This is a genomic window from Bacillus cereus group sp. MYBK245-2 (assembly GCF_051916145.1).
GTDB classification, from domain to species: Bacteria; Bacillota; Bacilli; order Bacillales; family Bacillaceae_G; genus Bacillus_A; species Bacillus_A pacificus.
Window position 1 is genome coordinate 420,557 of sequence record NZ_JBQAGB010000001.1, and the last position, 22,045, is coordinate 442,601.

Here is a 22,045-nt window from a genome sequence, read left to right on the forward strand (position 1 = left end):
TCTTTTTTCGTGTTACGCTGTGATCCAAGCTTCGTTAGCTGGATCTTTACGCCACTCTTGTAATTTTTTCGTTTCAGCTTGTCCGATCATACCTTTTTCTGCTGCAACTTCAGTTAATGCACTGTAGTCGCTTAAAGAATATGATGCTACGTTAGCTGCTTCTAGTTTTTCTTTTCCTGCTTCAAGCTCGTATGTGAAGATTGATACGATTCCTAATACTTCACAGCCAGCTTCGCGAAGTGCTTCTACACATGTAATTGCACTACCGCCAGTTGAAATTAAGTCTTCTACTACTACTACTTTTTGACCTTTTTCAGCTTTTCCTTCAATTTGGTTCCCTTTACCGTGACCTTTTGCTTTACTACGTACGTAGCACATTGGTAAATCCATACGATCGCTTACCCATGCAGCGTGCGCAATACCAGCAGTTGCTGTTCCTGCAATAACTTCTACAGTTGGGAAGTGCTCTTTAATTAACTCTTCTAATCCAGCTGCAATTGCTTGACGTACTTTCGGATAAGATAAAGTTAAACGGTTATCACAATAAATTGGTGATTTCATACCTGAAGACCATGTGAATGGATCATTCGGTTGTAAAAATACTGCTCCAATTTCTAATAAATGCGATGCGATTTCTTTTTTCATACTGTTACACCTTCCCACTGTTGTTTTACTGTTTTATACGCTTCAAGCGGATTTTCTGCTTTTGTAATACTACGTCCAACTACGATATAGCTTGAGCCAAGTTCCCTCGCACGTTTCGGTGTTGCTACGCGCACCTGGTCATTTACATCATCGCTCGCAAGACGAATCCCCGGTGTTACTGTTACAAATTCATTTCCGCATACTTCACGTAGTTTTGGAACTTCAAGCGTTGAGCAAACAACGCCATCAAGTCCACTTTCTTTCGTTAGTTTTGCATAATGAGCAACCGCTTCTTCTAACGTTTTCTCAATGCCGATCTCTTTTTTCATCATAGCTTCCGAAGTGCTTGTTAGTTGTGTAACTGCAATACAAATCGGTCTCTCTTTTCCTTCTTGCTTACCTTCCTCTAATCCCTCAATCGCAGCTTTCATCATACTGCTTCCCCCAGCAGCATGAACATTTACCATATCAACATCTAGACTAGCTAGGCTACGCATAGCGCTTTTTACTGTATTTGGAATATCATGAAGTTTTAAATCTAGAAAAATCTTATGTCCTTTTTCTTTTAAGTACGTAATAATTGCAGGGCCTTCTTTGTAAAATAACTCCATACCAACTTTGACAAATAACTCTTCCCCTTCAAAGTGGCGCAAGAATTGTTCTACATCTTGTTTCCCTGGAAAATCTAGTGCAACGATTAACGACTGTGACATGTTTGCTTCCAGCTCCTTCCTTGACATTCCGAAATGTGATCAAATCCTAATTCATCTAGTAATGCTGGTAACTCTTCAATAATTGTCGGACATACGAACGGATCGATAAAGTTCGCTGTACCTACTGCAACTGCGCTTGCGCCAGCGTAGAAGAATTCGATTACATCTTCCGCTGTTTCAATGCCACCCATTCCGATAATTGGAATGTTAACCGCTTGGCTTACTTCATGTACCATACGAATTGCTACTGGCTTAATCGCAGGACCTGATAATCCGCCTGTACGGTTTGCTAAAATTGGTTTAGCTGTTTTTAAATCTAGACGCATACCAAGCAATGTATTAATCATCGTTAAACCATCTGCACCTGCATTTTCAATCGCTTTTGCAATTTCCACAATGTTTGCCACGTTCGGTGACAACTTCACGTATACAGGTACTTCAGAAACCTCTTTTACTCGCTTCGTTAAATCAGCAGCAATTTCAGGATTTGTACCAAAGGCGATACCACCTGTTTTTACGTTTGGACAAGAAATATTTAATTCCAGTGCATGGACATTAGGCGCTTTAGAAATTTCCTTTGCAACCGCTACGTAATCCTCAGCTTGTGAACCTGCAACGTTTGCAATGATTGGAAGGTCAAATTGTTCTAACCATGGTAATTCAGAATTCATTACTTTTTCTAATCCTGGGTTTTGAAGTCCGATTGCATTTAACATGCCGCCCGGTGTTTCAGCAACACGAGGCGTAGGATTTCCATAGCGTGGTTGTTCTGTCGTCGCTTTAATCATGATTGATCCTAGTACACTTAAATCGTAAAACTGTGCATATTCACGACCAAACCCAAAGCATCCAGATGCTGGTATAATTGGATTTTTTAATGATAATCCCGGTAATTCAACTTGCAATCTGTTCATAGTACAACCTCCCCGATTGGAAATACTGGTCCGTCGCTACACACCTTCTTGTAAGAATGTCCACTTGGATCTTCTTGTAAGTGGCATACACATGCGAAACAAGCTCCAATACCACAGCCCATACGTTCTTCTAATGAAATATAGGCTTTTTTCTCTTTGTAACGTCCTTCTAATGCACGAAGCATCGCTAACGGACCACATGAATAAAGAATATCAAAGTCAATTCCGTAATGATCAATTACATCTGTGACAAATCCTTTTGTACCGTGTGTACCGTCTACTGTCGCAACGTACGTATCACCAAGTTCTGCAAATTTTTCTTCATAGAAAACTACATCTTTCGTTTGAAAACCTAAGATGTGAATCACACGTACACCTTTTGCAACGAGGCGCTGTGATAATTCATAAAGTGGTGGTACACCAATCCCCCCGCCTACTAGTAAAGCTGTTTGACCAGCTTCTGCTTCTTCTACAGGAAAACCGTGTCCTAATGGTCCTAATACATCTACCATTTCACCTTGTTTTCTAGTTGCTAATGTTTTTGTCCCTTGTCCTTCCGCACGATATAGCATTGTAAATTCGTTCTTCTCTTGATCTACATTACAAATACTAATTGGGCGGCGCAGAAGGGGCGCAATGCCCTCTGCTACCTTAATGTGTACAAACTGCCCTGGTTCGTTCATTTGCTGTACTAAAGTTCCTTGAAGCACTAATTCGTAAATGTTCTTTGCGATTTCTTTTTGATTAACGACGATCATATTTTGCTTTTGCATCATGCATGTACCACCTCGTGACGCTTTGTTTGCGTAATTTCTTTCATTGAATGAGCTGAGAATGTCATAGATTCTAATACTCGTAAGATTGCTCTCGTTGTATCAAGTGATGTTAAGCAAGCTACACCATTTTCTACTGATTCACGGCGAATGCGGAAACCATCACGCACTGGTTGTTTGCCTTTTGTTAATGTATTGATTACAAACTGTGCTTTTCCTTGGCGGATAATATCTAGTAAGTTGTAGTCCTCAGAATCAATTTTGTTTACAACTTGTACTGGGATATTTTGCTCTGTTAATGATTGTGCTGTTCCAGCTGTTGCTAATAAGTTATAGCCGATTTCATGGAAACGTTTTGCAATTTCCATCGCCTCTTCTTTATCTTTATCCGCTACAGTAATGATTACTGATCCGTGCGTTGGGATGTTAATTCCAGAAGCAACTAATCCTTTATATAATGCTTTTTCAAGCGTTAAATCTTTACCCATTACTTCCCCTGTTGATTTCATTTCAGGTCCTAATGTTGTATCCACTGAGCGTAATTTCGCGAATGAGAATACCGGAGCTTTTACATATACTTCTTTCTCTTCTGGGTGATAGCCCGTTCCGTATCCTTGCTCTACTAGGTCTTGCCCTAGAATAACTTTCGTTGCAACGTTTGCCATTGGTACACCTGTAATTTTACTTAAGAATGGTACTGTACGGCTCGCACGTGGATTTACTTCAATTACGTACACTTGATTTTCGAATACGACAAACTGGATATTTAGTAATCCAACAATGTTTAATCCTTTTCCAAGTGCAATTGTATGTTCAATAATTTGTTCTTTTAATTTTTCAGATAAGCTTTGTGGTGGATATACTCCAATTGAGTCACCAGAGTGAACTCCAGCGCGTTCAATATGTTCCATAATACCTGGAATGAATACATTCTCACCGTCTGAAATTGCATCTACTTCAATTTCTTTACCGACCATGTAACGGTCGATTAATACTGGGTGATCTGCGTGAACTTTAACTGCATTTTTCATGTAGTGCAGTAGTTCTTCTTGACGATATACGATTTCCATCGCACGTCCACCTAGTACGTAAGATGGTCTTACTAATACTGGGTAACCAATTTCTTCTGCGATTGCTACCGCTTGTTCTACAGTCGTTGCTGTTTTACCAACTGGTTGTGGGATACCAAGTTTTGTTAAAGCAGCTTCGAATTTATCACGATCTTCTGCACGGTCTAAGTCTTCAAGTGATGTTCCTAAAATCTTCACACCATGTTCTTCTAATTTCGCCGCTAAGTTAATCGCCGTTTGTCCACCAAACTGAACGATAACACCTTCTGGCTTTTCTAAATCGATGATGTGCATTACATCTTCAATCGTTAATGGTTCAAAGTATAATTTGTCAGAAATACTGAAGTCTGTTGAAACAGTTTCTGGGTTATTGTTAATGATAATCGCTTCATATCCAGCTTCTTTAATTGCCCATACTGAGTGAACTGTTGCATAGTCAAACTCAACACCTTGACCAATGCGGATCGGACCAGATCCTAGAACTACTACACTCTTACGATCTGTTACAATTGATTCGTTCTCCTCAGCGTATGTGCTGTAGTAATACGGTGTTGCAGATTCAAACTCTGCCGCACAAGTATCTACCATTTTGAATACTGGCGTCATATTATTTTCTTTACGCATATCATAAATTTCGCGCTCCGTTTTGTTCCAAGCTGCTGCGATGTAGTGATCGCTGAAGCCCATTTCTTTTGCGGTTTGTAGTACTTCCATATTTCCTACATTCGCTTTTACTTCGCGTTCCATATTTACGATATTTTCAACTTTTTGTAAGAAGAAGAAGTCCATTTCACACCATTCGTTAATCTCTTCTTTCGTTACACCTTGACGAATTGCTTCTGCTACGATAAACAGTCGCTCATCATCTGCTTTAATAATGCGTTTTTTCATTGTTTCTTTATCAAGTTCTTTTAAGTGGTCTAATTCTAAGTGATAAATGCCAAGCTCTAAAGAACGAACCGCTTTTAATAATGATTCTTCTAAGTTACGTCCGATTGACATAACCTCACCAGTTGCTTTCATCTGCGTTCCAAGTGTTCTGTTCGCTGATTCAAACTTATCAAATGGCCAGCGTGGAATTTTTGAAACAACATAGTCTAATGCTGGCTCGAAGCAAGCGTAAGTTTTTTGCGTTACTGGGTTTACGATTTCATCTAATGTTAAGCCGACTGCAATTTTCGCTGCTAATTTCGCAATTGGATATCCAGTTGCTTTAGATGCTAATGCAGATGAACGACTTACACGTGGGTTTACTTCGATTACATAGTATTGGAAGCTATATGGATCTAGTGCAAGCTGAACGTTACATCCACCTTCAATTCCTAGTGCACGAATAATTCGTAATGAAGTATTACGTAACATTTGGTATTCACGGTCGCTTAGCGTTTGGCTCGGTGCTACAACGATAGAATCACCTGTATGAACACCAACTGGATCGATGTTTTCCATGTTACATACTACAATCGCGTTATCATTTGAATCACGCATTACTTCATATTCAATTTCTTTACAACCAGCAATACTTTTCTCTAATAAACATTGTGTTACTGGGCTATGTTTTAAACCACTTGTTACGATTTCAATTAACACTTCTTCGTTATGGCAAATTCCGCCGCCCGTTCCGCCTAATGTGAATGCTGGACGAACGATTACTGGATAACCAATTTCGTTTACAAAGCTATATGCTTCATCAAGGTTATGAATGATTTCACTTGGTGGTGTTGGTTCATTTAAATCTTGCATTAATGTACGGAATAAATCACGATCTTCCGCTTGCTCGATTGCTGACAATTTTGTTCCTAAAATTTCAACTCCGCACTCTTCAAGTACGCCTGATTTTGCAAGTTCAACAGCCATGTTTAAACCTGTTTGACCACCTAATGTTGGTAAGATTGCATCTGGACGTTCTTTACGAATGATTCGGCTTACGAATTCTAATGTTAAAGGCTCAATGTATACTTTATCTGCTGTTGCAGTATCGGTCATAATTGTTGCTGGGTTAGAGTTAACAAGGATTACTTTGTAACCTTCCTCTTTAAGAGATTGACAAGCTTGTGTACCAGAGTAGTCAAACTCCGCTGCTTGCCCAATTACAATTGGTCCTGATCCGATTACTAAAATTGTGTTAATGTCTAGGCGTTTTGGCATAACTCTTCCCCTTCTTTCTTGAAGTTTTCAATCATTGTTAAGAAATCTTCGAATAAATCATTTGCATCTTCTGGTCCCGCTGAAGCTTCTGGATGGTATTGTACTGTAAATGCTGGGAACTTCTTATGACGAAGACCTTCTACTGTTCCATCATTTAAAGCAACATGTGTAATTTCAAGTTCTGTATTTTCAACTGATTCTTCTTCTACTGCGTAACCATGGTTTTGAGATGTAATTGCTACTTTTCCAGTTGCAAGATTTTTTACTGGATGGTTTAACCCACGGTGGCCGAATTTTAACTTACTTGTATTCGCACCAGATGCTAGAGCGAACAATTGATGTCCTAGACAAATTCCGAATAAAGGAACTTTACCGATAATGTCTTTTAACATTTCAATTGCTTCTGGTACATCTTTTGGATCCCCAGGTCCGTTACTTAGCATAATCCCATCTGGGCTAAGGCGTAAAATTTCTTCAGCTGTTGTATTGTAAGGAACTACAATCACATCGCAATCACGTTTATTTAATTCTCTTAAAATACCATGTTTCATACCGAAGTCTACTAGTACAACGCGATGTCCGCGGCCTGGGCTTGGGTATGGATCTTTCGTTGATACGCGTTTCACATGATCTGTAAATACTGTCGCTTTTAATTGGCTCACGATGTATTCTACATCTGCATCCATATTACAAAGGCGTCCGCGTAATGTACCGTATTGACGAATTTTTCTCGTTAATTTTCTCGTATCAATCCCTGCTAATCCTGGGATGTTTCTTTCTTTTAAGTAGTCATTTAACGAAATTTCATTACGGAAGTTTGATGGGTGATCACAAATTTCGTTTACGATTAAACCATTTACAGATGGGTGAATCGATTCAAAATCGTCACGGTTGATGCCGTAGTTTCCGATTAATGGGTACGTGAATGTTACAATTTGACCGCAATATGATGGATCAGATAATGTTTCTTGATATCCAGTCATTCCTGTTGTAAATACAACCTCACCTGACTTTTCGATTTCTCCTCCGAAACCTGTTCCAATTAATACTGTTCCATCTTCTAAGATAAGTTGTCTTTTCATACTAATGCACTCTCCTTTTGCCATGCGATCTTACCACCAACGATTGTCATTACCGGCCATCCTTGGCATTTCCAACCTGCGAATGGTGTATTTTTTCCTTTTGATAAGAATGTTGTTGGGTCAATCTCTTCTTCTTGTTCTAAATCAATAATTGTAATATCAGCTGTTCTACCTTCTTTCAGGCGACCTGCTTCTAAGCCGAATGTATCAGCTGGCTTTTCTGTTAAGAATTGAATTAATTGTTCTAATGTAATAATTCCTTTTTTCACAAGGTTTGTGTATAAAAGCGGGAATGCTGTTTCAAAACCAGTAATTCCGAATGGTGCTCTTTCAATTCCTTGCGCTTTCTCTTCTGCTGTATGCGGTGCATGATCAGTTGCGATCATATCGATTGTTCCATCTAATAAACCTTCAATTAATGCTGCATGATCTTCTTTTCCACGAAGCGGTGGGTTCATTTTAAAGTTAGGGTCAGCTGATGGGATATCATCTTCACATAACACTAGGTGATGAGGTGTTACTTCTGCTGTTACTTTAATTCCAGCGCGCTTTGCATCACGGATTACACGTACAGAGCCTTTCGTACTTACGTGACATACGTGATAGTGACAATCTGCCGCTTCAGCAAGCAGTATATCCCTTGCAATATGTACAGATTCACATACTGATGGGATACCGTTTAATCCGTGTTTCTCAGAAAACTTCCCTTCATGTACACAACCTTTATTAATAAGAGTATTCTCTTCACAGTGCGCAACTACTGCCATATTTAATTTCGCTGCACGTTTCATAGCAGCTAACATCATGCTAGCATCTTGTACGCCTACACCGTCATCAGTGAAAGCAAATGCTCCAAGTTCTTTTAACGTTTCGAAATCTGTCATTTCAGAACCCGCTTGACGTACTGTAATTGCTCCATATGGTAATACGTTAACATGCGCTTTTTCTTTAATACGATTTTGTAAGTCTTCCATATGTTCTCTACAATCTGGTACTGGGCGTGTATTTGGCATTGCACAAATTGTAGTGAATCCACCTTTTGCCGCTGCTAGTGTACCTGTTTCAATTGTTTCTTTATGTTCACCACCTGGTTCACGAAGGTGTACATGTACATCTACTAATCCAGGTGCGATTAACTTTCCGTTCACATCGATTACTTCAGCATTATCTGCCGTAATATTTTCTGCTACCTTAGCGATTTTACCGTCTTGTACGAGAAGATCCGTTGCTACGATTTTTCCTTCTTCATTCATATAACGACCATTTTTAAACAAGTAATTCATGTTTCATTCCTCCTAATACATTTGGTAAGGCGCGTTTTAGTACAGCCATTCTTACGTAAACTCCATTTTCCATTTGTTTAAATATGCGTGAACGCTCACACTCAACAAGTTCACTTGCAATTTCAACATCTCGGTTTACAGGAGCTGGATGCATAATAATGCTTCCTTCTTTCATACGCTGTTCTCTTTCCACTGTTAATCCGTGTTTCTCATGATACTCTTTCATAATATCTGTTTCATAATGATCATGACGCTCATGTTGTACACGAAGTAACATCATTACATCCACTTCTGGAACAAGCTCATCTAATGGTTTGTATGTTCCAAATGTGTTGTCTTCATCTTTCCACTCTTCTGGACTTGCGAAGTAAATTGTTGCACCCAGTTTCGTTAATGCTTCTGCATTCGAACGTGCTACTCGGCTATGACGAACATCTCCTACTATCGCAATCTTCAATCCTTCAAATCTTCCAAACTCTTGTTTAATGGTAAGAAGGTCGAGTAAGCACTGCGTTGGGTGGTTCCCACATCCATCTCCAGCGTTTAAGATTGGAATATTCACCTGATCTTTTAGTTCATCGAAGTAGCGATCTTGCTCGTGGCGGATGACCACTGCTTTTGTTCCGATTGATTCTAGTGTTCTTATCGTATCGTATAATGTTTCTCCTTTTTGTACGCTAGATGCATCAGCTGAAAAGTTTAAAACATCAAGTCCTAATCTCTTCTCAGCAACTTCAAAGCTAAATCTTGTTCTCGTACTATTCTCAAAGAACAAGTTCGCAACAAAAGTTTGCTCTGTCGTTTTGCTTTCTTTCCCATTCGCAAAATCTTCTGCGTCTTTTAGGATTTCTGAAATTTCTATTTCCGATAATTCACTCATCGTTAACAAATGGCTCATCGTCATCCCTCATCTTTCTGATTTTTATGTTACCACTTTTGTATTTTTATAACAACCTCTGCATAAAAATACCCTAGTCTTGTGAGACTAGGGTGCAAGAAAGAAGCCACCCTTTTCGGTCTCACAGGACTGAATTAAAAGGTTATTATTATGAAGCAATCTGCTTAGATTGTTTTATTTGTTTCGTTTCCGGTAGTAGTAAATTTAGCAGTACACCTACAATTGCTGCTAGTGCCATTCCTTCTACTTGGAATGATTCTCCTACGTGAAGTACCGCTCCACCAATACCGATTACTAGTATTACTGATGCAATCATTAAGTTTCGTTTGTCACTTAAATCTGTTTTATCGTCTACCATCATACGTAATCCGCTTGATGCGATTACACCGAATAGTAAGATTGATACACCACCCATAACTGGTGTTGGTATCGAATGAATCAGTGCAGAAATCTTACCGATAAATCCGAACATGATTGCGAATACGGCTGAACCGATGAATAAGTATACACTGTACGCTCTTGTAATTGCTAGCACACCGATGTTTTCACCATACGTTGTATTCGGTGGTCCACCGATTAGTGATGCGATTAATGTTGCTACTCCATCACCGAAGATTGAACGGTGTAAACCAGGTTTTTCAATTAAATCTCTTTTAATAACATTTCCTAGTACAATTTGGTGTCCGATATGTTCTGAAATTGTTACTAGTGCAACTGGTACCATCAAGAGTACGATCTTCCATGAAAACTCTGGTGTGTATGTTACAAATGGTACTGTGAAATCTGGTACAACAAACCATTTTGCCTCAGCTACCGGCTTTAAGTCTACTAGCCCTTGGAAGTAAGCGAAAATATATCCGCCGATAATGCCAAGTAACACTGGTATGATACTGAAAAATCCTCTTCCGAATATTGAGCATATAATTGTAATTGCTAATGTTACTAATGCTACTGAAAAGTGTGTAAAGCTATATTTGCCATCCGCACCATTCATCGCCATGTTAACTGCTGTATGTGCTAAAGCTAGACCGATTACCATTACTACTGGACCAACTACGATTGGTGGTAGTAATTTCATAATCCACTTTGATCCTGATTTCTTAATTCCGATTGAGATTAAGATATACACAAGCCCTGCTAGCAACCCACCAAGCATTGCTGCTCCCGGTCCACCTGCCGTTTTTGCTGTTATAATCGGTGCGATAAAGGCGAATGATGATCCTAGATAGGCAGGTACTTGACCTTTCGTTATAAGAAGAAACGCTAACGTTCCTAATCCACTTGATATTAATGCTACTGACGGATTCAATCCTGTTAAAAACGGAACAAGCACTGTTGATCCAAACATCGCGAACAAATGTTGTATACTTAAAAATAACCATTTTCCCGGTTTCGGTACTTCATTAACGTCTAACACTGGCTTTTGTTCCATTGTTACATCCTCCTTCAGTTTAAATCTTTGCAATAAAAAAACTCTTTGTGCCTGTGCACAAAGAGTCCTACACTTTCGTATGCCAAATTTGACATATGAAAGCCAAGACCCTTTGGCAGCCTCACAGGACTACATTTAAAAGGGCTTTACTTATCGTATATGCTTACTCGATCTTGTTGATCTGTCTCTTGCAAATCAACTTCGATACGCTCTTCACTTGATGTTGGAATGTTCTTTCCTACATAATCAGCGCGAATTGGTAGTTCACGATGACCTCTATCAACAAGAACCGCCAATTGGATTTGTGATGGTCTACCTAAATCCATCAGAGCATCCATTGCTGCTCGAACTGTTCTGCCTGTATATAATACATCATCTACAAGGATAACTTTTTTCTTCGTAATATCTACAGGGATATCAGAACCTTTTACAAGTGGTTCTTTATTTTTCGATTGTAGCGTTAAATCATCACGATATAACGTAATGTCTAGCTCTCCAACTTCTATTTCTTTTCCTTCAATTTGACCAATTCGTTCTGCCAAACGTTGTGCAATAAAAATTCCACGAGTTTTAATTCCGACAAGAACACAATTATCGACACCTTTATTTCGTTCCACGATTTCATGACTAATTCGTGTTAAAGCGCGGCGAATCATTTGGTCATCTAAAACGACAGCTTTCTCTTGCATGCTCTACACCTCCAAGCTTTTTTCTTGCGTGAGAGTAATGGTATAAAAAAAAGTCCTCTCAGCGTGTGCGAGAGGACTTTTGAAAAAGGGTATAGCATACCCTATGCATTTCAAACCGTTACCTTCTCAACCTCACGGGGCTGTGTTAAAGGATCATTATTTAACTGTTGTCAGTATCTCAGTTTTCTTATGATTTGTCAATACTATTTTCGTAAAATATTTAATGCGTCTTCAAACACTTCTGGAATCGGTGCCTCAAACTGAATATATTCACCAGTGCGAGGATGATCAAATCCTAAAATACCTGCATGAAGTGCTTGTCCGTTCATATCTAACGTTTTCTTTGGTCCATACTTTGGATCTCCTGCAAGTGGATAGCCAATATATTTCATATGAACACGAATTTGATGTGTACGCCCTGTTTCTAAGCGACATTCTACAAGTGTGAAATCTTTGAATCGCTCTAACACTTGGAAATGCGTAACAGCATGCTTACCATTTTCATCAACCGTCATACTTTGACGTTCTTTCTTATCACGAGCAATCGGAGCATCAATCGTTCCCTTATCGTGCGGAATAACACCGTGTACAATCGCTTTGTAACGTCTCGTTACTGTTTTTGCTACAAGTTGATTTACAAGTGATTCGTGTGCCATATCATTTTTAGCAACCATTAATAGGCCTGACGTATCCTTATCAATACGATGCACGATACCTGGACGCATCACACCATTAATGCCTGATAAGTCTGTACAATGGTGCATAAGACCGTTCACAAGTGTACCACTTGTATGACCTGGTGCTGGATGTACAACCATACCACGCGGCTTATTAACAACAAGTACATCTGCATCTTCATAATAAATTTCTAAGTTCATATCTTCTGGCTGAATATCTAACTCTTCTGGCTCAGGAATCGTCACTGTAATTTCATCATTTTCTCTAACTTTATAATTCCCTTTTACAGCTTTTCCATTAACTGTAACAATGTCATCTTTAATCCATTGTTGTACTTGTGTACGTGACCATTCATTATTTATTCCTGCAACGAATTTATCAATTCGCTCATTTTTTTGTTCTTCTGCAACTGTTACTTGTACTACTTCACTCATTCAATTACTCCTTCGTTTTCTTGCCTTCTAATAATGTTTGAATAATAATTAATACAACACCAATACATAATGCTGAATCAGCGATATTGAATACTGGATAGTTGTACGAGAAAATATACACGTGAATGAAATCCACTACTTCTTGTCTAAATACACGATCAATAAAATTACCAATTGCTCCGCCTAAAATTAGACCTAATGAAATTCCTAGAAGCTTGTCTGTTTTTGCATATTTTTTCATATAAAATACGATAAATGCTACAAAAACGACTGTAATAATGTAGAAAAACCACATTTTATTTTCTAAAATGCCCCAGGCAGCTCCTCTATTTCGATGTGATGTTATGTATAATACATTATCGATAATCGGAATGCTCGTACCCAATTCCATGTTCTTTACAATTAGCCATTTCGATATTTGATCGATGGCAATGACAAATAACGCTATTACATAATATATCATTTTCATTTCCCCCACAAAGACAGTGTACCTCAAAATTTTAGCATAGCTGCAACCTTTTCACAATGAACCTTTATAGAAGAATAAAATAAATAAAAAAAAGGTAATATAATATCGTTGTGCCCATTCATACATTTACTTTTTCATAGAAAAATTCATGAATGGTACGTGCAGTCGGCATCGTTTTCATTTGTTTTACCGACATTACTCTCCCTGTGTCTTCACAAATACCATACATATCTATTTCCATTTTAAATAATGCACGTTCTACATCTTTTAAATCCTCTTTTATATCATGTAATAATAGTTTTTTCTTTATCTCTTCCTTCATTTCATACCCAAGCTCTTCGCTAAACTCTGTATTATATTTGTACATAACCTCTTTAGCTAGCCTCTCTTGTAACTCTTTTCGCATCAATTGCAATTCTTCTTTGATTTCCATATACATTTCATTCACGTGTACATTCCTCCCAGTTGCAATGTACGATTAGTGTGTCCGAAATTTATATGCTTACCTCTCACACATTTTTCCTTCATAGGAAAGAGAGTGAAAGTTATTTCAATATACTGTTAACCAAAAAATGACTGCACTTTACGTGCAGTCACCCCTTATTATTTTACATAATTTTCTTTAACAACCGTTGCACAACGCTCACATAATGTTTCATGTTCAGCATCTTTACCAATTGTTTCTGAAACTACCCAACAGCGTTCACATGTTTCACCAGTTGCTTGAGCAACAACAACCGCTGTATGTTCATACTTCGGTGCATCTGCTGGCGCTTCTTCCATCATGCCACCAAGTTTGTACTCAGAAACGATGAATAATTGCTTTAAGTCTTCGTTAATAGACTCTAACATAGCTTTCATTTCTGCAGTTGGATATAGCGTAATGCTTGCATTTAATGACTTACCGATTACCTTTTCATTACGAGCCACTTCTAACGCTTTTAATACGTCATCACGCAATGTCATAAATGCATCCCATTTTGTTTTTAATGCTTCTGCACCATCTAATTGTACAGCTTCTGGCATATCAGTTAATTGTACACTTTCTTCTGTTACACCCGGAATGTATGGCCATACTTCATCAGCTGTATGCGGTAAGATTGGTGTTACAAGTTTCGTCAATGCAACAAGAACATCATATAATACAGTTTGAATTGCACGACGATCTTCATGGTTCGCACCTTCAATGTATAAAATGTCTTTTGCAAAGTCTAAGTAGAACGAACTTAAATCAATTGTACAGAAGTTATGAATTGCATGATATACAGCAGCGAAGTCGTATGTCTCATATGCTTCTTTTACTTTTGTAATTAAGTCATTTAATTTCACTAACATGTAACGATCTACTTCACGAAGTTCAGCTACAGCTACTGTATTTTCACTTGGCTTAAAGTCGTCTAAGTTTCCTAATAAGAAACGGAATGTGTTACGGATTTTACGATACACTTCTGCTACTTGTTTTAAAATATCATCCGAAATACGTACATCAGATTGATAGTCAACAGAAGATACCCATAATCGTAAAATATCTCCGCCTAATTGATCCATAATTTTCTTCGGTACGACGATGTTTCCAATCGACTTACTCATTTTACGTCCTTCACCATCTAATACGAAACCATGGCTTAGTACGCCTTTATATGGCGCTTTTCCTGTTACAGCAACTGCTGTCGATAATGAAGAGTTAAACCAACCACGATATTGGTCAGATCCTTCTAAATATAAATCTGCTGGACGTTGTAAGTCATCGCGCTCTTCTAATACCGCTTGGTGAGAAGAACCTGAGTCGAACCATACATCCATGATGTCTGTTTCTTTACGGAATTCACCATTTGGGCTACCTGGATGTGTAAATCCTTCTGGTAATAGATCTTTCGCTTCACGCTCAAACCATACGTTAGAACCGTGTTCACGGAATAAATCAGCTACATGGTTAATTGTTTCATCCGTAATGATTGGATCACCATTCTCAGCATAGAATACAGGAATTGGCACACCCCATGCACGTTGACGAGAAATACACCAGTCACCACGGTCACGAACCATGTTATGAAGACGAGTTTCGCCCCATGCTGGTACCCATTTTGTTTCCGCAACAGCTTCTAATAATTCTTTACGGAATGCTTCAATAGATGCAAACCACTGTGCTGTCGCACGGAAAATAATAGGTTTTTTCGTTCTCCAATCATGTGGATATGAATGCGTAATGAATGTTAGTTTCAGTAATGCGCCTACTTCTTCTAATTTTTCTGTAATTGGCTTGTTAGCTTTATCATAGAATAAGCCTTCAAATCCAGGTGCTTCCTCTGTTAATACACCTTTATCATCAACTGGGCAAAGTACTTCTAAGCCATACTTTTTACCAACAATAAAGTCATCTTCCCCGTGTCCTGGTGCTGTATGAACACAACCTGTACCTGCATCTGTTGTTACGTGATCTCCTAGCATAACTAATGAATCACGATCGTAGAATGGATGCTTTGCAACTGTATACTCAAGCTCGCTACCTTTTACTGTTTTCACAACTTCAGCGTTTTCCCACTCTAACGTTTTTGCAACTGTCTCAAATAGTTCAGAAGCAATAATATATTTTTCATCATTTACTTTTACAATAGCGTATTCAAGTTCTGGGTGAACAGAAATACCTAAGTTTGCAGGCAACGTCCAAGGCGTTGTTGTCCAGATGATGTATTTCTCATCACCTTCTAATACGTTCTTTCCATCTTTTACAGGGAATGCTACGTAAATAGATGCAGATTTTTTATCTTGGTATTCAATTTCAGCTTCCGCTAAAGCTGATTCACTCGTTGGTGACCAATAAACTGGTTTTTGTCCTTTATAGATATAACCTTTTTTCGCCATATCACCAAACACTTTAATTTGTTGTGCTTCATAAGCTGGCTCTAAAGTAATGTATGGGTTATCCCAATCAGCACGTACACCTAAACGCTTAAATTGCTCACGCTGACGTTCTACTTGTTCATATGCATACTCTGCACATAACTTACGGAACTCAGCAACTGTCATTTCTTTACGCTTTACACCTTTATTTGTTAAAGCTTGTTCAATTGGTAAACCGTGTGTATCCCAACCTGGGACATATGGTGCACAGAAACCAGTCATTGATTTATAACGAACGATAAAGTCTTTTAATACTTTATTTAATGCATGTCCCATATGAATGTCACCATTCGCATATGGAGGTCCATCATGCAGTACAAATAAAGGACGACCTTTCGTATGTTCTTGTACCTTTTCATAAATATTCATTTCCGCCCACTTTTCTTGCATTGCAGGCTCACGTTTTGGTAAATTCCCACGCATCGGGAACTCTGTTTTTGGCATTAGTAATGTATTTTTGTACTCCATGCTCAATTCCTCCTTACATGTATAAAAGAAAGACCTAAAAAACGGAATAAAAAAGAGACTTTCTCATCCCAAAAAGGGACGAGAAAGTCTCCCGCGGTACCACCCTAGTAGATCCTATACGTATGTATACAATCCTCTTTATATTCTTAACGCGAATATACGCCTACGCTTACTCTATTTGTTCAGCGCGGAACTCCAGGGTGATATTCCCATTATCTCCTTATCCTGAGCTTACACCATCCTCAGTTCGCTATATAAGGTATGAAAAAGGTACTTATCCCTATCTTCGTTTTTCTTAATAAATATGTTGTTTAAAATTATATGTAATAATGAGAAAAACGTCAAGCTTACACTGTTTCTTCTTTTTTCAACAGCTCGTCTACTTCGTCTTCTAACTCAATTAGTTTATCCCAATCATCGTTGTTTAACATTTCAAGCTGTGTTTCTAATAACATACGGAAACGAGTGCGGAATACTTTCGCTTGTTTCTTTAGCTCTTCAATATCAAAAGCAACTTTTCTTGATTTTACTAAAGCTTCGTTAATAATACGGTCTGCATTCTTTTCAGCTTCACGTACAATTAATTTTGCTTCTTTTTGCGCATTACGTTTTACTTCTTCCGCTGCTTCTTGTGCAACAACGATAGATTTGTTTAACGTATCTTCAATATTAGAGAAATGATCTAACTTCCCTTCTAATTGCGCAACTTGTTCTTCTAAAGCTTTTTTCTCACGAATGACTAATTCATAATCTTTGATAATTTGATCAAGAAACTCATTTACTTGATCCTCATCATAGCCACGGAATCCGCGACCAAATTCTTTGTTATGAATATCTAATGGTGTTAACGGCACAACGCCACCTCCAAGTAGTTATCTAAATTTCCTCTTTCAATTATATCTTTTCTTCGACAAAATAGGAGGATTTCCTTCTAAAAAACCAATCATTTTAGTATACCATACAAAATTCTCCATTTGTCGCGCTTTGTTCTACCTTCTACAGAAAACAATTTACTGCGTCCATATCCTCTCACTGAAAAAACATCTCCTGGATAACATTCATAAGAGGTTTGCTCCACTGTTTTCCAATTCACTTTTACTAAACCATTTTTTATGAAAGGTTGTACTTTTTGCCTAGATATATGTAACATTTCAGCTAACATAACATCTAAACGAAGTGAAGAAACTGTTCCGGATTTCTCCCCCCACGTTTCTTGTATCTGTAGAATTTTTTCCCCTTGCACTGGTGATAAGGAGACTTTCACTTTTCCTATAGATTGTAAGTTCATCTCAATATAAGATACAACTTCTTTCGCGACTACAATTTGGGCACGATCTTCTTGAAGCAAAATATCACCACATTTTTCTCTCGTTAAACCGAGAGACATAAATGTACCTAATATTTTCCTATGCTCTAGCGTATAAAACTTGGAAGGATAGTCAATTTCCAATACTTCTACTTGAAATTCCTCTTCATTTACTACTAGATAGTCCGGATAAATGAGTGCTCTTTTGCGCTCTGCTTGAGACGTTGCACCATCAAACTGTACAGCAACATCTCCTTGTCCTATTACCATCGTGACAATTTGTTGTTGTCTTGGATCAAGAAAGTCTGTTAACTTCACTTGATGGTACTCCGCTGCTCGCTTCCACTCTAACACTTTATCCACAAAGACCACTTCATCAGGTCTAAAATGCTCGTAGATGCTCATACATATAACCTCTTACTATAAGAAATAGCCGAATAAACTTACCAAGCCATTTGTCGCAAGTCTTAAAGCAAAGATCGCAACGAGTGGCGAAATATCAATCATACCAAGCGGCGGAATAAATCTGCGAAATGGTTCTAAATATGGTTCACAAATACGCGCAAGAAACTCTCCGAAAGTTGATTCCTTTGCACCTGGGAACCATGATAGGAGAATGTAAATAATAAGTGCCCACGAGTAAATCTCGATAGCATAAACTAAAAGTCTTAAAACGGTTTCCATGGCGTATTACCACCTCTTTATATTTGTGTCTTCTTCTTCACCGAATAACTCTGAAATTGCACCAACAATATCTACATTTTCAGGCGTACACATAAATGTTTTCGGTCCTATTTTTTGAATGTCCCCGCCTATAGCGTATACAGTACCACTTAAAAAGTCAACGATACGTACAGCCTGATCCGTAGACATTCGTTGTAAATTAATCACAACAGCTCGTCTACCTTTTAAATGGTCCGCAATTCCTTGCGCTTCCGAATATGTGCGTGGTTCTAATAAAACAACTTTTGAAGATTGCTTCGCTGTTTCAATGCTCACAACATTTTGTTTCGTTTGCGCTTTTGGAAACGTAACATCTTGTTGTTCTGGCGGATCTTGCTGCTTCTTCATGTCTGTTTGCTCCTTTTCATAACTATATTGAGCTGCTTCTTTTTCTTCAGGTGTATCAAAAAAGAAGTATTTTACTTTTGACCAACTCATAATAAGATTCTCCTTCCTTTTACGCTTTTCCTACTAAAATCGTCCCCAAACGAATGTATGTAGCACCTTCTTCAATTGCAATGGTGTAATCATTAGACATTCCCATTGATAATTCTTTACATGGCGCATGTAACAATTCTAACTCCTGCACCTCTGTTTGTAGCATACGTAATGTCTTAAAACAGCGTCTGATTTCTTTCTCTTCTTCTGTAAATGGAGCCATTGTCATTAGTCCAACCACTTCAATCTTATCCAATTCTTGCAAACTTTGAATAAAAGAAACGGTTTCTTCTATTGCCAATCCTTGCTTTGATTCTTCAGATGATGTTTTCACTTGAATAAAACATTTCACTTTCTTATCCGCACGTTTTTGAATTTCTTTTGCAAGTGAAAGACGATCTAATGAATGTAAATAATCGATTTCATTAATGATTTCTTTTACTTTTCTCGTTTGTAATGATCCAATAAAATGCCAATTCACTTTTGAACCGAAATGTTCGTACTTCTGTAAGAAACCTTCATTTCTATTTTCACCTAAATCGATAATTCCTGCTTCAATTACTTCGTTTGTTTTTTCAATTCCTACCGTTTTTGTAACCGCAACGAGTTTAATATCTTGCAACGAACGTCCTGCTCGTGCGCAAGATTGTTTAATTGATTCATTTACAGTTGTTAAATTTGTTTGTACTGTCACTTGCTTTCTTCCTCCTTAAAACCTATGAAACTCAACATTCTCCCCGTCTTACCTTGATCACGACGATGAGAGAAAAAGAGTTGCTCTTCACAGCTTGTACAAAGAGATGACATTACAATATTCTCTTCTTTTATGCCTACTTGTAAACATAGTATACGATTAATTTCTTTTAAATTAATTGCATACTGTCCGTCAGAAATTTTTTTATAAGGGACAGAACCGTTTACTACTTGCTCTGCTGCTGTTAGCACTCGATCATCAACAACGTAACAACAAGATCCAATTGCTGGTCCAATCGCAACATGAATTTCATCACTTGAAATCCCTTCTGCATTCCATTTTTGAATCATTTCTTTTGCAATCTCTTTTACAGTCCCTTTCCATCCAGCATGCGCAAGTCCTATCATACCATGTGATGGTGCATAAAAATAGAGTGGAACACAATCCGCGTAACAAGATGTTAGAAGAACATCATTATTAGTCGTATAAATGCCATCTGTTTTTGAAATGCCGTCTTCATATGAATAAACGCCACTTCCTTTTTCCTGTTCTCCTACTTTTTCAACATGATGATCATGAACTTGTTCAGAGCAAATCCAGTTTTCTAATGGTTTTTGTAACTTATTTGCTAAAATGCGTCTATTTTCATGAACGTTCTCCGCAATATCATTCACATGTAATCCTAAATTCATCGCATGAAAGGAGCCCGTACTTACCCCACCATCTTTTGTCGTAAATCCAGCAGTAATGTTCCCAAGTTCTTTCCACGCTTGTAAATACAGTATACCGTCCACATATTTAAATGGCTCTCTCATAATAGCGGCTCCTTTTAATTAAAATAACATAAAAAAGCATGGTACTTCCTGTCTATTTTACCATACTTTTATTTTTTCATAATCCTAACAGAAAAAAAAGAGGAATTTGTAATATTCTTTATGAAATTGTCGGTGTTTGTATTGATTCTGTTACAGAATTAACAGAATTTACTCTAACAAGTATGACATCTTCCCCAATTTTCACAATTTCTTTCCAAGGAATTACAATTTCTATATCTTTCCCAAAGATCCCTAACATACGTGCCTGTTTGGAAATAATAATAGACTCGATTTTTCCTGTGTTCATATCGATTTCGATATCTCCAATATTACCCAGCCTTTTTCCGTCTGAAACATTTATTATATCTTTCATCTGTAATTCCGAAATTCGTATCACTTTCATCCTCTCCCTTATATATGACGAATCGAAAAAACATTGTTTCTCAAATGAACAGGAAGCATCCTCTTGCCAACCTCATATTATTTTCATTATATGAACACAGCTCCCCTACTATGAACGCAAACAAACTATATGACATATAAAAAGGTCTCACCATAAATGGTGAAACCTTATCCTTGAATCGTCTTATTCATTTGTTTAATAGCTGATTTCTCTAAACGTGACACTTGCGCTTGAGAAATCCCAATTTCTTCTGCAACTTCCATTTGTGTTTTTCCTTGGAAGAAACGTTTTCGAATAATCATTTTCTCACGATCATTTAAACGCTTCATTCCTTCTTTTAGAGCTAACTCTTCAACCCACTGCTCGTCCTTTTGTTTTTCATCACTTAACTGATCCATAACAAAGATAGGATCTCCCCCATCGTTATAAATCGGCTCAAATAATGAAACTGGATCTTGAATTGCATCTAAAGCAAAAACAATTTCTTCATGAGTCACTTCAAGCACTTTTGCAATATCCATTGCTGTCGGTTCTTTTGAATTTTCTGCAATCAACTTTTCTCTTACTTGTAACGCTTTATACGCAATATCTCGTAAGGAGCGAGATACGCGAATCGGATTGTTATCACGCAAATATCTGCGTATTTCCCCAATAATCATCGGCACAGCATACGTTGAAAATTTTACATTTTGGCCTAAATCAAAGTTATCAATGGATTTCATAAGTCCGATACAACCAACTTGAAATAAATCGTCAACATATTCTCCTCTGTTATTAAATCTTTGGATGACGCTCAGTACAAGACGTAAGTTTCCATTCACTAATTTCTCTCTTGCGCTTATCTCTCCACTTTGCATTTCACGAAATAATTTACGCATTTCATCATTTTTTAGTACGGGAAGTTTAGCTGTATCAACACCGCAAATTTCTACTTTGTTTCTCGTCAAAGTGTTCCCTCCTATCGGGAGTTGCTGTACAGTGTAAAGTATTTCCTTTGAAGGGGATTTTATGCATGCGGTTTTCTCTTCATTTTTCATTTTAGTTGTCCTTCCTCATACAACTAAATAGA

At 37.8% G+C, this 22,045-nt stretch carries 22 protein-coding genes and 1 other annotated feature; all 22 genes read right to left on the bottom strand.

Features of this window, described 5'->3' with window-relative positions; genetic code table 11:
• Positions 1-12: 12 nt before the first annotated feature.
• The 22 genes from pyrE to sigG all read right to left on the bottom strand — a co-directional run bounded on the left by pyrE (position 13) and on the right by sigG (position 21,923).
• Complete coding sequence (pyrE, locus tag ACTFRN_RS02075) at positions 13-645, bottom strand: orotate phosphoribosyltransferase (RefSeq protein ID WP_000711446.1); 633 nt, start codon at positions 643-645, stop codon at positions 13-15.
• Complete coding sequence (pyrF, locus tag ACTFRN_RS02080) at positions 642-1,358, bottom strand: orotidine-5'-phosphate decarboxylase (RefSeq protein WP_000083496.1); 717 nt, start codon at positions 1,356-1,358, stop codon at positions 642-644. The genes pyrE and pyrF overlap by 4 nt, the downstream gene beginning before the upstream one ends.
• Positions 1,343-2,272 carry a dihydroorotate oxidase B catalytic subunit gene (gene pyrD, locus ACTFRN_RS02085; protein ID WP_001081057.1) on the bottom strand — a complete coding sequence of 310 codons (930 nt, stop codon included), beginning with the start codon at positions 2,270-2,272 and terminating at the stop codon, positions 1,343-1,345. Before pyrD ends, pyrF begins: the two co-directional genes overlap by 16 nt.
• Complete coding sequence (pyrK, locus tag ACTFRN_RS02090; protein ID WP_000983358.1) at positions 2,269-3,048, bottom strand: dihydroorotate oxidase B electron transfer subunit; 780 nt, start codon at positions 3,046-3,048, stop codon at positions 2,269-2,271. The genes pyrD and pyrK overlap by 4 nt, the downstream gene beginning before the upstream one ends.
• Positions 3,045-6,263, bottom strand: a complete 3,219-nt coding sequence (gene carB, locus ACTFRN_RS02095) for a carbamoyl-phosphate synthase large subunit (RefSeq protein ID WP_088106432.1) — start codon at positions 6,261-6,263, stop codon at positions 3,045-3,047. Before carB ends, pyrK begins: the two co-directional genes overlap by 4 nt.
• Complete coding sequence (locus tag ACTFRN_RS02100; protein WP_000828682.1) at positions 6,248-7,345, bottom strand: carbamoyl phosphate synthase small subunit; 1,098 nt, start codon at positions 7,343-7,345, stop codon at positions 6,248-6,250. The genes carB and ACTFRN_RS02100 overlap by 16 nt, the downstream gene beginning before the upstream one ends.
• A complete protein-coding gene (gene pyrC, locus ACTFRN_RS02105; RefSeq protein ID WP_001108374.1) occupies positions 7,342-8,628 on the bottom strand; it encodes a dihydroorotase in 1,287 nt (428 codons plus the stop codon). Before pyrC ends, ACTFRN_RS02100 begins: the two co-directional genes overlap by 4 nt.
• Complete coding sequence (pyrB, locus tag ACTFRN_RS02110) at positions 8,612-9,526, bottom strand: aspartate carbamoyltransferase (protein WP_049110770.1); 915 nt, start codon at positions 9,524-9,526, stop codon at positions 8,612-8,614. The genes pyrC and pyrB overlap by 17 nt, the downstream gene beginning before the upstream one ends.
• A gap of 148 nt (positions 9,527-9,674) precedes the next feature.
• The gene (gene uraA, locus ACTFRN_RS02115; RefSeq protein WP_000435920.1) at positions 9,675-10,958 is read right to left on the bottom strand and encodes a uracil permease; all 1,284 of its coding nucleotides are present in this window, start codon (positions 10,956-10,958) and stop codon (positions 9,675-9,677) included.
• Between the two features lie 146 nt (positions 10,959-11,104).
• Positions 11,105-11,647: a bifunctional pyrimidine operon transcriptional regulator/uracil phosphoribosyltransferase gene (gene pyrR, locus ACTFRN_RS02120; protein WP_001156487.1), complete on the bottom strand. Its 543-nt coding sequence runs from the start codon at positions 11,645-11,647 to the stop codon at positions 11,105-11,107.
• Positions 11,648-11,850: 203 nt separating this feature from the next.
• Positions 11,851-12,759 carry an RluA family pseudouridine synthase gene (locus ACTFRN_RS02125; RefSeq protein ID WP_000005834.1) on the bottom strand — a complete coding sequence of 303 codons (909 nt, stop codon included), beginning with the start codon at positions 12,757-12,759 and terminating at the stop codon, positions 11,851-11,853.
• 4 nt (positions 12,760-12,763) lie between these two features.
• Positions 12,764-13,222, bottom strand: a complete 459-nt coding sequence (lspA, locus tag ACTFRN_RS02130; RefSeq protein ID WP_000642177.1) for a lipoprotein signal peptidase LspA — start codon at positions 13,220-13,222, stop codon at positions 12,764-12,766.
• A 124-nt stretch (positions 13,223-13,346) separates the two neighbouring features.
• Positions 13,347-13,676: a molecular chaperone DnaK gene (locus ACTFRN_RS02135; RefSeq protein ID WP_001004666.1), complete on the bottom strand. Its 330-nt coding sequence runs from the start codon at positions 13,674-13,676 to the stop codon at positions 13,347-13,349.
• Positions 13,677-13,831: 155 nt separating this feature from the next.
• Positions 13,832-16,597, bottom strand: a complete 2,766-nt coding sequence (gene ileS2 / locus ACTFRN_RS02140; protein WP_000455925.1) for an isoleucine--tRNA ligase — start codon at positions 16,595-16,597, stop codon at positions 13,832-13,834.
• A 71-nt stretch (positions 16,598-16,668) separates the two neighbouring features.
• Positions 16,669-16,893 (bottom strand) — a binding site (T-box leader).
• A gap of 51 nt (positions 16,894-16,944) precedes the next feature.
• A complete protein-coding gene (gene divIVA / locus ACTFRN_RS02145) occupies positions 16,945-17,451 on the bottom strand; it encodes a septum site-determining protein DivIVA (RefSeq protein WP_001131612.1) in 507 nt (168 codons plus the stop codon).
• 89 nt (positions 17,452-17,540) lie between these two features.
• Positions 17,541-18,308 (bottom strand): RNA-binding protein, encoded by a 768-nt coding sequence (locus ACTFRN_RS02150; protein WP_088106431.1) that lies wholly within the window; start codon positions 18,306-18,308, stop codon positions 17,541-17,543.
• Between the two features lie 15 nt (positions 18,309-18,323).
• Positions 18,324-18,587 carry a YggT family protein gene (locus ACTFRN_RS02155; protein WP_000450921.1) on the bottom strand — a complete coding sequence of 88 codons (264 nt, stop codon included), beginning with the start codon at positions 18,585-18,587 and terminating at the stop codon, positions 18,324-18,326.
• Positions 18,588-18,593: 6 nt separating this feature from the next.
• A complete protein-coding gene (locus ACTFRN_RS02160) occupies positions 18,594-19,064 on the bottom strand; it encodes a cell division protein SepF (protein WP_000119138.1) in 471 nt (156 codons plus the stop codon).
• 19 nt (positions 19,065-19,083) lie between these two features.
• A complete protein-coding gene (locus ACTFRN_RS02165) occupies positions 19,084-19,758 on the bottom strand; it encodes a YggS family pyridoxal phosphate-dependent enzyme (RefSeq protein ID WP_000218173.1) in 675 nt (224 codons plus the stop codon).
• Positions 19,755-20,573: a peptidoglycan editing factor PgeF gene (gene pgeF / locus ACTFRN_RS02170; RefSeq protein ID WP_001209018.1), complete on the bottom strand. Its 819-nt coding sequence runs from the start codon at positions 20,571-20,573 to the stop codon at positions 19,755-19,757. Before pgeF ends, ACTFRN_RS02165 begins: the two co-directional genes overlap by 4 nt.
• A 118-nt stretch (positions 20,574-20,691) precedes the next feature.
• A complete protein-coding gene (locus tag ACTFRN_RS02175) occupies positions 20,692-20,976 on the bottom strand; it encodes a YlmC/YmxH family sporulation protein (protein WP_014893538.1) in 285 nt (94 codons plus the stop codon).
• A 167-nt stretch (positions 20,977-21,143) separates the two neighbouring features.
• Positions 21,144-21,923 carry an RNA polymerase sporulation sigma factor SigG gene (gene sigG / locus ACTFRN_RS02180; protein ID WP_000197753.1) on the bottom strand — a complete coding sequence of 260 codons (780 nt, stop codon included), beginning with the start codon at positions 21,921-21,923 and terminating at the stop codon, positions 21,144-21,146.
• Between the last annotated feature and the right edge of the window lie 122 nt (positions 21,924-22,045).